Origin of the sequence: Demequina aestuarii (genome assembly GCF_000975095.1) — a bacterium.
In the GTDB taxonomy this organism is placed as follows: Bacteria; Actinomycetota; Actinomycetes; order Actinomycetales; family Demequinaceae; genus Demequina; species Demequina aestuarii.
Genome location: NZ_BBRD01000001.1, coordinates 2,103,188 through 2,116,270 on the forward strand (window position 1 = coordinate 2,103,188; position 13,083 = coordinate 2,116,270).

Consider the following 13,083-nt stretch of genomic DNA (forward strand, 5'->3'; position numbering starts at 1 on the left):
CCTGTTGACAGGCCCGCACGTCAGCGCTAGCGTGCGAAATTAGTTCCACCGGAACGGGCCCAAACGGGCACAGGATGGTATTCCTTCGCAAAGATGCGGAGGGGAAGGGTAGGACACTGATGTCCTTCAGCGACGCCGAGGCGCAAGCCAAGGCCAACAAGAATCGCACCGGAGCCGGAGTGAGCGCCCAGGTGCAACGACTCGGGCGCTTCATGTCGGGCATGATCATGCCCAACATCGGCGCCTTCGTGGCATGGGGCCTCATCACGGCTCTCTTCATCGAGGCGGGCTGGATCAACAAGATCGCGGAGGGCCTCAATGGGGCCCCCAACGACGGAGTCATGGAGTGGACGGCCAGCGTCGCGGTGCTCGTCGGCCCCATGATCACCTACCTGCTCCCGCTGCTCATCGGCTACATGGGCGGCAAGCTCGTCTATGAGACCCGCGGCGCCGTGATCGGTGCCGTGGCGACCATGGGTGTGATCGTCGGCTCCGAGGTGCCGATGTTCCTGGGTGCGATGATCATCGGTCCGTTCGCGGCCTGGTGCCTCAAGCGCCTCGAGTCCACGTGGCAGGGCAAGATCAAGCCAGGTTTCGAGATGTTGGTCGACAACTTCTCTCTCGGCATCCTCGGCGGTGCGCTCGCCGTGCTCGGCAAGATGATCATCGGTCCCATCGTCAGCCAGCTCGTCGAGTGGGCCGGCGAGGGCGTGGACTTCCTCGTGGAGAATTCGCTGCTGCCGTTCGCCTCGATCGTGGTCGAGCCCGCGAAGATCCTGTTCCTCAACAACGCCATCAACCATGGAGTCTTCACTCCCCTGGGCACGGCGGAGGCTGAGGAGACGGGCAAGTCGCTGCTGTTCATGATCGAGTCGAACCCCGGACCAGGCCTCGGCATCCTCGTCGCGTACATGCTGTTCGGACCCCGCATGCTCAAGGCTGCGGCACCGAGCGCCGCCATCATCCACTTCTTCGGCGGCATTCACGAGATGTACTTCCCGTTCGTCCTGGCCAAGCCCAGGCTCATCGCCGCGGCGATCCTCGGCGGCATGACCGGCGTGCTCATCGGCGTGATGTTCAACGGCGGCCTCGTCGCCCCGCCGTCGCCCGGATCCATCTTCGCGTGGATCGCGTTCACGCCTCCCGGCATCGGCAACTTCGTGGTGATGTTCGCGCAGGTGATCCTGGCGGCCGCTGTCTCGTTCATCGCCGCTGCGTTCCTGATGGGCTTCGGCCGCGAAGCTCGCCGCGAGGACGCACCTGAGGACGACACCGCTGCCGACGCATCGGCGGCTTCCCCCACCCCCGCGACCGTCTGACGACGGCCGCACCCCCACGAAAGGACAGGTCCGATGCCATCGATCAACGGCTCAGACGTGAAGAAGGTCGTCGTCGCGTGCGACGCGGGAATGGGCAGCTCGGTGATGGTCGCCAGCACCCTCAGGTCCAAGCTCTCGCCTCACGGCGTCGAGGTGGTCCACACCCCGGTCAACGAGATCCCCGGCGATGCGACGGTCGTGCTGTGCCACCAGGGCCTTGCCGCCCGGGCGCAGTCGACGGCCCCGCAGGCCGTAGTCGTGCCCTTCGCGATCTTCATGGGGGATCCCGCATTCACCAAGGTCGAGCAGGCCATCAAGAACGGCGAGACTCTTGAGTCCTGACCGGGCCCTGCTCGACGCTGGCGCCGTCCGCCTTGGCCTCACAGCCGAGGACAAGGCGGACGCGCTGCGCCAATGCGGCGAGGTGCTCGTCGAGATCGGCGCCGCCACCAGCGAGTACGCGGCCGCGCTGCACGAGCGCGAGAAGTCCGTCTCCACCTACGTGGGCGAAGGCGTCGCGATCCCGCACGGCACCAATGAGTCGCGCGAACACATCGCGCGGGCGGCGCTAGCCGTGCTCCAGTTCCCCGACGGGGTCGACTGGGACGGCAACGACGTCACCGTGTGCGTCGCGATCGCCTCCAAATCCGAGGAGCACGTGGACATCCTGTCCTCCCTCGCCAAGGTCCTCATGGACCCCGAGAAGGCCGCCGCGCTGCGCGGCGCCACCACCCCCGAAGGCGTGCTCGACCTGCTGTCCCCCCAAGAAACTGAGGAGTGAACCCCATGAAAGCCCTGGTCTTCTACGCCCCCGAGGACGTGCGCATCGAGGACGTCCCGGAGCCCGAGCCCGGCCCCGGCGAGGTCAAGATCCGCGTGCGGAACTGCTCGACGTGCGGCACCGACGTCAAGATCTTCCACAACGGACACCAGAACCTGTCCCCGCCGCGCATCATCGGCCACGAGATCGCCGGTGAAGTGGTCGGATTCGGCGAGGGCGTCGAGGGATGGGCCGAGGGTGACCGGGTCCAGGTCATCGCCGCCGTGCCCTGCGGCGACTGCTACGAGTGCTCTCGCGGCTGGATGGAGGTGTGCCAGAACCAGACCTCGATGGGCTACCAGTACGAGGGCGGCTTCGCCGAGTACATGATCGTCCCCCGCGAGGTCATGAAGGTCGACGGCCTCAACCGGATCCCCGAGGGCGTGGGCTTCGACGAGGCCTCCGCCGCCGAACCCCTCGCCTGCGCCATCAACGCGCAGTCGATCCTCGGCATCGAGGAGGGCGACACCGTCGTGGTGTTCGGCGCCGGACCCATCGGCGCCATGCACATCCGCCTCGCGCGCGCCAACGGCGCGGGTCGCGTGTTCCTCATCGACGTCAACGCTGAACGCCTGAAGATGACGGCCGATGCGGTCCACCCCGAGGAGGTCATCGACGGCTCGGTCGTCGACGTGGTGGAGCGCGTGCGAGAGCTCACCGACGGCCGCGGTGCGGACTGCATCATCACGGCGACCGCCGCGAACGTGGCGCAGGAGCAGGCCATCGAGATGGCGGCGCGCAACGGGCGCATCAGCTTCTTCGGCGGCCTGCCCAAGACCAACCCCACCATCACGTGCGACTCCAACCTGGTCCACTACCGGCAGCTGAGAATCTTCGGCGCCAACGGCTCCGCCCCGCACCACAACAAGGAGGCGCTGCGCCGCATCGCCTCCGGCGAGGTCCCCGTCAAGGACCTCATCACGGAGCGGGTGCCGCTGGAACGGGTGCTCGACGCCTTCGGTATTGTCAAGCGTGGAGAGGCCATCAAGGTCACCATCGAACCGTGAGCTCTCGCCGCACCCCCACCGCACCGGACCATCTCGAGGAGAGCCCCGTCATGTACGCCCAAGAACGCCAGCAGTCCATCCTCGCCACCGCACGCGCGCGCGGGCGGGTCGAGGTTGGGCTGCTCGCGGAGGAACTGGGCGTGACGGTCGAGACGGTGCGCCGTGACCTCACGGCGCTGGAGCGACTGGGGGTGCTGCGGCGCGTTCACGGCGGCGCGCTGCCCGTCGAGCGGCTCACTCTCGAGCCCAGCCTCGAGGCCCGCCAGACCCAGTTCGCCGACCGCAAGCGTCGCATCGGCTCGCGCGCGGTGATGGAGCTGCACGAGGGCGACACGGTGCTGCTCGACTCCGGCACCACCACGCTCGCGATCGCGCACGCCCTTCCGCCGGGCATGCGCCTCACCGTGATCACCAACTCGATCGACGCGGCCGCGCACCTGGCGCACCGCGAGCGCACCGAACTGATGATGCTGGGCGGCCGCGTCCGTCAGCGCACGGGAGCCGCAGTGGGCGAATGGCTCACGCGCGCGCTCACCGACGTCACCGTCGACGTCGCCTTCCTGGGCACCAATGGCTTCACCGTGAAGCACGGGCTCACCACCCCCGACCAGGCTGAATCGGCCGCCAAGCGCGCCATGGCGACGGCGGCACGGCGTCTCGTCTGCGTCTCCGATGCGTCCAAGGCCGGCCAGGTCCACCTGCACCGCTTCGCGTCCACCGAGGACGTGGCGCTCATCATCAGCGACGACTCGCTCGACGACGACACGGTGCAGGACTTCGAGGACGTGGGCGTCGAAGTGGCACGGACGTGATCGTCACCCTCACGCCCAATCCGAGCCTGGATCGCACGATCGCGCTCGCACGACTGCAGCCCGGCGGCGTCCACCGCGCGCTCAGCCTGCGGGAGGACCCCGGCGGCAAGGGCGTCAACGTCTCCCGCGCCCTCGCGGCCAACGGCGCTGCGACCGTCGCCGTGGTGCCGGCCGGAGGGGAGCTCGCGCCCCGCTTCTCCGCGCTGCTGGCCGACGCGCAGGTGACCCACGACCTCGTGGACCTCCCGGGCGCGGTGCGCACCAACATCACGCTCGTCGAGGACGACGGCACCACCACCAAGGTCAACGAGCTCGGCCGCGACTCCACCGCCGCCGACGCTGCGTTGATGCTGGCTGCCGCCGAGTCCCACCTGGAGGGGGCGTCCTGGGTGGTGGGCTGCGGATCCCTGCCGCCCGGCCTCGGTGGCGAGGTCTACGTCGAGCTCATCGCCCGCGCGCGCCGGCGCGGGGTGGCAGTGGCGATCGACACCTCTGGTGCGGCGCTCACCTCAGTCATCGCTGCGGGTCCTGACCTGATCAAGCCCAACCACCACGAACTCGCCGAGCATGCGGGGCGGCCGCTCCCTCTCCTGACCGACGTGGTGGACGCCGCCCGTGAGATCGTCGCCGCGGGAGTCGCCACCGTCGTGGTCAGCCTCGGCGCCCAGGGGGCGGTGGCGGTGTCCCGCGACGGCGCCGTGCACGCCGTGTCGCACGTGACTGCTCCACTCTCGACCGTGGGTGCTGGCGACTGCCTCCTTGCAGGCTGGCTCCACGCCGTGAGTGAGGGCGCGAGTGCCCGCGACGCCATCGAGCGAGCAGTGCGCTGGGGCAGCGCCGCTGTGGCCCTGCCGGGCTCGGCGGTTCCCGGGCCGCACGACGTCGAGTCCGTGGCCGTCACCTCCCACCCGGCCCTCGATCCCCTCCTCGCGATGAGCGGCGACTGACCTCAAGCACCGGGCGGCGATCTCGAACCGCAGGCCGTCCCGAGAGCGGACGCGATGGCCACCTGGCGGGCGCGTCGAGAGCCCGACTCATGCGCGGGCAGTGACGTGCGCGTTGATAGCATCGCAGGGGCGCTTCGCCTGTCGCGAGGCGCCGAGGGCAATCGTCCCGTGCGTACCTATCGAGCCGGAGGGCGACGTGATCCGCGTAGGCATCGTCGAGGACCAACGATCCAATCGCGAGGACCTGCTGACCCACCTCGCGCGCTACTCCGAGGAGGAGGGCGTCGAGTTCTCCACTCAGGAGTTCGCGGACGGCGCGGACCTGGTCCAGACGTACCGTCCCGAGTTCGACATCCTGCTGCTCGACGTCGAGATGCCCCGCATGGACGGGTTCGAGGCCGCGCGCCGCGTGCGCCAGTCCGACCCGAACGTGGTGATCATCTTCGTCACCAACATGGCGCAGTACGCCATCAAGGGCTACGAGGTGGACGCCCTGAGCTACCTCGTGAAGCCTGTGCCCTACTTCGCGTTCGCGCAGGAGATGCGCCGCTCCCTGGGCCGCGTGCGCCAGTCGATGCCAGAGACCGTCGTGGTGAACGTCGCCGGCACGCTGACGCGCCTCGACACCAGTCAGATCGTCTATGTCGAGTCCATCAAGCACCGCATCACCATCCACACGCTGAACGGCGAGTACACCTTCAGCGGCACGCTCAAGGCCATGGAGGCGGAGCTCGACGGCAAGGCCTTCTTCCGTTCCAACAACTGCTACCTGGTCAACATGAGCCACGTCACCAGCGTCGACTCCACCAGCTGCACCATGGTGGACGGCGATGTGCTCACCGTGAGCCGCCCCCGCAGGCGCGCATTCCTCGACGCGCTGGCCGACCACGTCGGTGGGCGAGTCCTGTGATGCCTTCACGCGCAGTCGAGGCGACCCAGTGATCGAAGACGCCCTTCCCGACATTCCGCGGGCGGTCACGGCCCTCGCGGAGTGGTCCGCGTGCGTGGTCTACATCATGCTGATGCGCAAGCGTCTGTCGAGCGTCCCCCTCGTGGGCGCTCTCGCCGGCGGGCTCGCCGTGCTGCTGGGTGTGCAGTGGATCGCAGGCCAGCTGCCCATCGAGCTGTGGACGCTCGGCATGGCTCTCGCGGTGGCGGCCATGTACGGGCTCATCATGCTGTGCGCGGATGCCAGCCCGCGCGAGGGCGGAGACCTGCTGGCCCGGGCCTTCGTGCTCGCGGAACTGGTGGCGTCGCTCGAGTGGCAGCTGCACGTGTTCTTCTACGGAGACCGCACCGAGGGGGCAGGCTGGCTGATACTTCTCGGCCTGGTCTATGCGGCAGGGTTCGTGGGCGCGTACTGGGCGGAGACGCGACACTTCCCGCGCGACCAGCGCCTTCCCATCGACACCCGTGGCCTGGTGGGCGCCGGCGCGGTCGCCATCGTCACGTTCCTGATGTCCAACCTCAGCTTCTTGACCACGTCGACACCGTTCTCGGGACGGCTCGACCCTGAGATCTTCTACATCCGCACCCTCGTGGACCTCTGCGGCTTCGTGATCCTGTTCGCGCTGCGCGGCCAGCGCCTCGCTCTCCAGCGCGCGGCCGAGGTCAGCGCGGTGGGGATGATGCTGCGCCACCAGCGCGAGCACTATCTGCAGTCCAAGCACGACATCGACGCGGTGAACCGCAAGTACCACGACCTCAAGCACTACATCCACGCGATCCGTTCGGAGGCGGACCCGACCCGCAGAGCGGGCTTCGTGGACCAGCTCGAAGACTCGATCCGCGGATACGAGAGTTCGATGCTCGACACCGGCTCGACAGTGCTGGACACCATCCTCACGGCCAAGCAGCAGCAGTGCGACCGCTCCGGGATCACCCTCACCTGCGTGGCGGACGGGACCGCGGTCAACAGCATGGATCCCATGGACCTCGTCACGCTGGTGGGCAACGCGCTCGACAACGCGATCGAGGCGACCGGCCGGCTGGAGGACCCGGAGCAGCGGCTCATCCGCGTCGCGATCTACCGGCACGATCTGCTGACGATGATCAAGATCGAGAACTACTTCGAAGGGCCCGTGACGTTCGTCGACGGCCTGCCTCAGACCACCAAGGCGCAGGCGCTGCACCACGGCTACGGCCTCAAGAACATGCGCGAGACAGCAGAGAAGTACGGGGGCTCGCTCACCGCGCGCGCAGAGAACCGGTGGTTCTCGCTGCGCGCGCTCATTCCGGTGAACGACGATGCGGTGGCGGGGTCGGGCACGACTCGCACCCCCTGAGCCGCCGGGCTACAGGATCTGTGTGAACTCCGCGTTGGCCGCCTCGCGGACCGCCTCGAGTGCCTCGCCTGCCTCGCGCGCGGAACGAGCGATGTGCGCCAGGCGCTGGCAGTCAGTCAGGTCGTGCATGCTGAGCGCCACACGGACGGCAGGGACCTTGCTGGGCGCCATGGACAGGCTGCTGATGCCCAGGCCGACGAGCACGAGAGCGAGCAGCGGGTCTCCCGCCGACTCCCCGCACACCCCGAGCGGACGTCCCGAGCGCTGCGCACCGTCCCCCGCGACCGCGATCATGTCGAGCACCGCGGGCTGCCAAGGATCCAGCAGGTCGGCGAGCTCTCCCTGCATGCGGTCCGCCGCCATCGTGTACTGGGCGAGGTCGTTGGTGCCGAGGCTGCCGAACTCGACCTCGCCGAGCACGTGCTCGGCGCGCAGCGCGGCAGCCGGGACCTCGATCATCACGCCCGCCTTCGGCAGCCCGTTCTCGTGGACGCGACGCGCGAACCACGCCGCCTCCTCGGCGGTCGCGACCATGGGAGCCATGACCCGCACGTCTGCGGTGGTCTCGCGGGCGGCGATCGCCAGCGCTTCGATCTGCGCGTCCAGGAGGTCGGGACGCTCCGCAGACATGCGCAAGCCTCGCCTGCCGAGGGCGGGGTTCTCCTCCTCGCCCAGATCCGCGAACGCGAGCGGCTTGTCTGCACCGGCATCGAGCGTGCGGACCACCACGCGGCGCCCCTCGAACGGGGCGAACACTCGGCGGTAGATCTCCGTCTGCTCCTCGACGGTCGGCGCGGTCGAGGCGGAGAGGAAGACGAACTCCGTCCTGAACAGGCCCACCCCCTCGAGGTCCAGCTCCCCGGCACGCTCGGCGTCGTCGACGCCGCCGATGTTCGCGAGCAGCGCCACGGGATGGCCGTCGCGGGTCTCGCCCGGCCCGGTCGCGTGACTGAACGCCTTGGCCCGGCGCTCCCGCTTCTGCGCCTGTGCGGCCAGGAAGTCGTCGTCGGGGTCGAGGGTGACGGCGCCGGAGTCGCCGTCGAGCGCGACGAGCGTGCCCGTGGCGATGTCGGACGCTCGCGGCACCTGCACCACGGCAGGGATCCCCATCTGCGCCGCGAGGATGGCGGTGTGACTGGTGCGGCCGCCTCCCTCGGTGACGATTCCCACGACGAGTGCCGGGTCGAGCACCGCGGTGTCGGCCGGCGCAAGGTCGTGGGCAACGATGACGCTGGGGGTGGTGAACGACGGGACGCCGGGAGCGGGCATTCCCAGCACGGCCGCGATGGCGCGGGCGCCGACGTCACGCAGGTCGGTCACCCGCTCGGCGAAGTACCCGCCGAGCTGCTCGAACTGCGCCGCGTACGACTCGACGGCGGCACTGATGGCGTGCGCGGGCCCGAGCCCCTCGCCCACCTGCTTGGTGGCGATCTTCATCAGTCCCTTGTCCCGCGCGATGAGGGCGGTGGCCTTGAGGATCTGCTGGGCGTGGGCGTCCGCGGATGCGGCCCGTTCCTCGAGCGACACGGCGACGGACTCCAGGGCAGCGCGGATCTCGGCGACCGCCGCCTCGGCATCCGCTGGGGCTGGCTCGTCGGCGGGCGGCCGGACCGGTGGCGCGACCTGCACCACCGGACCGGACGCGGTGCCGGGGCTGACGCCGATGCCGTGCCGACTCTCCGGGCTGACCATCACCGTCGCTCCTATTCCGCGTCGAGGTCGCGCGACAGGAGCGCGACGAGGGAATCGAGAGCCTCGTCGGCGCCGTCACCCTCGGCGGTCAGCACGACCTCCTCGCCATGCTTGGCGCCGAGAGCCATCACGCCGAGGATGCTGGTCGCGTCGACGGGGTCCTCCCCCGGACGGCCGATCTCGACGTCCAGACCCGTGGCGGACGCCGCCTCGACGAACAGGGACGCGGGTCGCGCGTGCAGTCCGACGGACGAGGCGATGGTGACGGTCTTCTGCGACATGGTGGTGCTCCTTCGTTGAGGTGGGGGTCAGGCGACTGCGGGCGCGGTCTCGGACAGCAGCGGGTCGTGAACGCCCTTGCGGTCGCGGGACTTGAGTGCGAGGACGATCGCGGTCGTCACCAGCACACCGGCGGCGAGCGCGACAAGGAAGAGCAGGAAGTTGCCGATGAGCGGCAGCACCCAGATTCCTCCGTGCGGGGCGCGAAGGGTGGTGCCGAACAGCATCGCCAAGCCGCCGGCGACGGACGAGCCGACCACGGACGAGGCGATCACGCGCACCGGGTCGGAGGCGGCGAACGGAATCGCACCCTCCGAGATGAAGGACGCCCCCAGCAGCCATGCGGCCTTGCCGTTCTCGCGCTCGGGCTCGGAGAAGAGCCGCGGGCGCAGGGTGGTGGCCAGCGCCATCGCGAGCGGAGCGACCATGCCGGCCGCCATGACCGCCGCCATGATCTTGAGCTCCGGGGCATCGGTCACGGCGCCGGCGGCGACCAGACCGGTGGTGGCGAAGGTGTACGCGACCTTGTTCACGGGGCCGCCGAGGTCGAAGCCCATCATGGCTCCCAGGATGGCTCCCAGGATGACGGCGCTCGTGCCGCCCATGCTGCCCAGGGCGTCGCTCAGTGCCTCCGTGAGCGCCACGATCGGGCGTCCCAGCAGAGTGATGAAGAGGCCCGCGGTCAGGAACGTCGAGATGAGCGGGATCACCACGACAGGCATGACCCCGCGCACACCCTTGTGGACCTTCCAGCTCGAGACCCACTTGGCAAGGAAGCCGCCGAGGAATCCGGTGGCGATCCCGCCAAGGAACCCGGCGCCCATGGTGAAGGCGATCGAGCCGCCGACGAGCCCGGGAACCAGTCCAGGGCGGTCGGCGATGGCGAAGGCGATGAATGCGGACAGGATCGGGACGAGGAACCCGAACGACGCCCCGCCGATCACGAAGAGCAGCGCGGCCCACGAGGTGAGGCTCAGCACGGAGAAGCTCTGGGTGATGTCGTACTCACCCTCGGCGCCGAGGCCGTACTTGACGATCTCGATCGCGCCCTGCTCGCCGATGGCGATCTGCGCGAGCATGAAGGACAGGGCGATCATGATGCCGCCCGCCGCGACGAACGGGATCATGTAGGAGACGCCGGTCATGAGCCACTGGCGAATCTTGACACCGGTGCTCATGCCGCTGTCGACCTTGGTGGTGAGGCCGCCCGATGCGGCGGCCGGGCCAGTGGTCTTCGCTGCGAGCGAGGGGTCCTTGGCCCACTCGTCGGCCATGGAGGCCGCGCGTGCGACGAGGCCCGGTGCGTCGGAGATGCCCTTCTTGACGCCGACGTCGACCGTCGGCTTGCCGGCGAAGCGGCCCTTGTCCTTGACCTCGAGATCGTGAGCGAAGATCACCGCGTCTGCCGCGGCGATGAGCTCGGGGTCGAGCGGGTCGGAGCCCGCTGAGCCCTGCGTCTCCACAGCGATCGTGTGGCCGGCGTCCTTCGCGGCACGCTCGAGGGCCTCGGCCGCCATGTAGGTGTGGGCGATCCCGGTGGGGCACGAGGTGACCGCGACGATCGACAGGGGCTTCTTCTCGGCCGATGCGGGGGCTGGGTCAGCGGCCTTCCCCGGCTCGGCAGGTGCGGGGGTCGCCGCAGAATCGTCAGCGGGGGCGGGGTCGAGCGCCACCTCGGCGCTCACGATCTCCACGACCTCCGCCTCGGTGGTGGCGCCGGCGAGCGCCGCCTTGAACTCGGACTTCATCAGTGCGCGGGCGAGCTTGGGCAGCATCTGCATGTGCGCGTCTCCCCCGGCCTCAGGGGCGGCGATCAGGAAGACGAGCGTGGCGGGGCCGTCCTTGGCGCCCCAGTCGATGCCGTCAGAGACGCGGCCGAAGACGAGCGACGGCTCGGTGATCGCCGCGCTGCGCGCGTGGGGGATGCCGATGCCGCCCGGCAGCCCGGTGGCCATGGTCTCTTCGCGCGTGCGGACGTCGGCGAGGAAGGCGTCGAGGTCGGTGCAGCGACCGGACTCGACGAGTCGTTCTGCGAGGACACGCGTCGCCGCGTGGCGATCCGCTCCGGTCAGGTCGAGTACGACCTGGCTCTCATTGATGAGGGACATGAGTACGTCCTTTCGGGTCAGTGACCCAGGCGGTAGGTGAGGGAGGGAGAGGCGTCAACGGTGACATCGACGCCTCGGAGATCCTCCGGCGTGGGGACGCCGCTGCCCGGGAGGGCGACGGCGGCTGTTCCCCAGCGGACGGCGACGGCGAGGGCGGCCGATGCCGAAAGTCCATTCGTGAGCGAATGCAGCAGACCTGCGAGCATGCAGTCCCCCGCACCCACGGTCGAGACCGGGGCCACGGCCGTGGCGTGCGCGTGAATGGTGTCCTCACGCGAGACGAGCAGAGCACCGTCCTGGCCCAGACTGACGGCCACCGTCTCGATGCCGGAGTCCACCAGCGTCATGGCGGCGTCACGAACGTCGTGCAGGGTGACCAGGTCGGCGCCCACCAGTTCCGCGAGTTCCTCGGCGTTCGGCTTGATCAGGTGAGGGCGTGCATCGATCGCGGCCGCCATCGACGGCCCGGAGGAGTCGACGGCGACCCTGACCCCACTGTCGCGCGCGGACTCGACGAGCGAGGCATAGAAGTCGGCGGGGGCGCCGGGCGGGAGACTGCCGCACCCGACGACCCAGTCGGCGCCGTCGGCGAGGTCGAGCGTGGCGTCGAGCAGTGCCGCGACCTCGCTCGCGTCCAGCGTCGGACCCGGCTCGTTGAGCTTGGTCGTGGTGCCGTCGGGCTCGAGAACGCTGATGTTCATGCGGACCGCGCCGAATACGGGCACGCTACGACGCGGGACGCCATCGGTGTCGAGCAGCTCCTCGAGCAGGTGACCCTCCGGTCCGCCGATCGGCACGACGGCCACGGTGGGGGCCCCCTGGGCCGCGAGCGCGCGCGAGACGTTGACTCCCTTGCCGCCGGGGTCCACGCGGTTGGCGGTGGAGCGGTGCACCTCGCCGCGACGCAGCGCATCGATCATGACCGCGCGGTCGATCGACGGATTGGGCGTGACGGTGACGATCACGAGGTCACCACCTGAGGCCCGGCCGCACGGATCTCGTCCGCGACATCGTCGGGCAGGTCCGTGTCGGTCACGATGACGTCGATGTCGCCAAGGTCCGCGAACCAATGAAGGTGATCGTCGCCCACCTTGCTCGAATCGGCGGCCAGCACCACGCGCCGCGCGCAGGCGATCATGGCGCTCTTGACCTGCGCCTCGGCCTGGTCGGGGGTGGTGAGACCGCGGTTGACGGACATCCCGTTGGTGCCGATGATCGCGACATCGGCCACCACGCCCGTGAGCGCCTCCCCCGTCCACTCGCCCACGGCGGCTCCGGTGAGGCCCCGCACGCGTCCGCCGAGCATGTACAGCGTGACCCCCGGGTAGGTGCTGAGCACGTTCGCCGCAGCGATGGAGTTGGTGATGACGACGAGCTGTCGATCGGGCGGAAGCATGTCCACCACGGCGAGGGCGGAGGAGCCGGAGTCGAGGACCACCGTGGCGTCTGCCGGAATCTGATCGACGACGAGGGCCGCCATCCGGCGCTTGGTGCCGGTGAGGTGACCGGAGCGTGTGGCCAGGCTGGGCTCGACCTCGAGGCGCTCGACGGGGATCGCGCCGCCGTGGACCCGACGCAGAGAGCCGCGCCGTTCGAGCGACGTCAGGTCGCGACGCACGGTCTCGGTGGCTACGCCCAGGTTCTGCGCGAGCGAGGCGACGTCGACGCGGCCTTCGGCGCGCGCCTTCCGAAGGATTCGCTGCTGTCGCTCCGTCGCGTACATCGGTTCCTCTTGTCGTGGCCGTCGGCGCTTCACAGCGCCGTTTCCCACATAAAACCACTCAGACGGGCACGTGTCAACCGGTACGGGCATC

The 13,083-nt window shown here is 69.4% G+C and carries 13 protein-coding genes; 8 read left to right on the forward strand and 5 right to left on the reverse strand.

Going from position 1 to position 13,083, the window contains the following annotated elements:
- Nucleotides 1-119: 119 nt before the first annotated feature.
- The 8 genes from AOP72_RS09880 (at nt 120) to AOP72_RS09915 (ending at nt 7,190) form a co-directional block, all read left to right on the forward strand.
- A complete protein-coding gene (locus AOP72_RS09880; protein ID WP_062135729.1) occupies nt 120-1,319 on the forward strand; it encodes a PTS transporter subunit EIIC in 1,200 nt (399 codons plus the stop codon).
- 33 nt (nt 1,320-1,352) lie between these two features.
- Complete coding sequence (locus AOP72_RS09885) at nt 1,353-1,661, forward strand: PTS lactose transporter subunit IIB (protein ID WP_062135732.1); 309 nt, start codon at nt 1,353-1,355, stop codon at nt 1,659-1,661.
- A complete protein-coding gene (locus AOP72_RS09890; RefSeq protein WP_193746404.1) occupies nt 1,651-2,100 on the forward strand; it encodes a PTS mannitol transporter subunit IIA in 450 nt (149 codons plus the stop codon). Before AOP72_RS09885 ends, AOP72_RS09890 begins: the two co-directional genes overlap by 11 nt.
- A gap of 5 nt (nt 2,101-2,105) precedes the next feature.
- Nucleotides 2,106-3,146 carry a zinc-dependent dehydrogenase gene (locus AOP72_RS09895; protein WP_062135735.1) on the forward strand — a complete coding sequence of 347 codons (1,041 nt, stop codon included), beginning with the start codon at nt 2,106-2,108 and terminating at the stop codon, nt 3,144-3,146.
- Nucleotides 3,143-3,958: a DeoR/GlpR family DNA-binding transcription regulator gene (locus AOP72_RS09900; protein ID WP_238581655.1), complete on the forward strand. Its 816-nt coding sequence runs from the start codon at nt 3,143-3,145 to the stop codon at nt 3,956-3,958. The genes AOP72_RS09895 and AOP72_RS09900 overlap by 4 nt, the downstream gene beginning before the upstream one ends.
- Complete coding sequence (pfkB, locus tag AOP72_RS09905; RefSeq protein ID WP_062135737.1) at nt 3,955-4,905, forward strand: 1-phosphofructokinase; 951 nt, start codon at nt 3,955-3,957, stop codon at nt 4,903-4,905. Before AOP72_RS09900 ends, pfkB (AOP72_RS09905) begins: the two co-directional genes overlap by 4 nt.
- A gap of 196 nt (nt 4,906-5,101) precedes the next feature.
- Nucleotides 5,102-5,815, forward strand: coding sequence for a LytR/AlgR family response regulator transcription factor (locus AOP72_RS09910; protein WP_062135740.1), 714 nt, complete (start codon nt 5,102-5,104; stop codon nt 5,813-5,815).
- A gap of 28 nt (nt 5,816-5,843) precedes the next feature.
- Nucleotides 5,844-7,190, forward strand: coding sequence for an ATP-binding protein (locus AOP72_RS09915; RefSeq protein WP_062135743.1), 1,347 nt, complete (start codon nt 5,844-5,846; stop codon nt 7,188-7,190).
- A gap of 9 nt (nt 7,191-7,199) precedes the next feature.
- Here AOP72_RS09915 and ptsP read toward each other — a convergent pair whose 3' ends face one another.
- From ptsP to AOP72_RS09940, 5 genes are read right to left on the reverse strand one after another with little or no spacing between them, the layout of a single operon-like run.
- Nucleotides 7,200-8,882: a phosphoenolpyruvate--protein phosphotransferase gene (gene ptsP / locus AOP72_RS09920; protein ID WP_062135745.1), complete on the reverse strand. Its 1,683-nt coding sequence runs from the start codon at nt 8,880-8,882 to the stop codon at nt 7,200-7,202.
- Nucleotides 8,883-8,893: 11 nt separating this feature from the next.
- A complete protein-coding gene (locus AOP72_RS09925; RefSeq protein WP_062135748.1) occupies nt 8,894-9,163 on the reverse strand; it encodes an HPr family phosphocarrier protein in 270 nt (89 codons plus the stop codon).
- A 27-nt stretch (nt 9,164-9,190) separates the two neighbouring features.
- Entirely contained in the window at nt 9,191-11,269 is a 2,079-nt protein-coding gene (locus AOP72_RS09930; protein ID WP_062135751.1) for a PTS fructose transporter subunit IIABC, read from the reverse strand.
- Nucleotides 11,270-11,286: 17 nt separating this feature from the next.
- Entirely contained in the window at nt 11,287-12,234 is a 948-nt protein-coding gene (gene pfkB / locus AOP72_RS09935) for a 1-phosphofructokinase (RefSeq protein WP_062135753.1), read from the reverse strand.
- Nucleotides 12,231-12,992 (reverse strand): DeoR/GlpR family DNA-binding transcription regulator, encoded by a 762-nt coding sequence (locus AOP72_RS09940; protein ID WP_062135756.1) that lies wholly within the window; start codon nt 12,990-12,992, stop codon nt 12,231-12,233. The genes pfkB (AOP72_RS09935) and AOP72_RS09940 overlap by 4 nt, the downstream gene beginning before the upstream one ends.
- Nucleotides 12,993-13,083 lie beyond the last annotated feature (91 nt).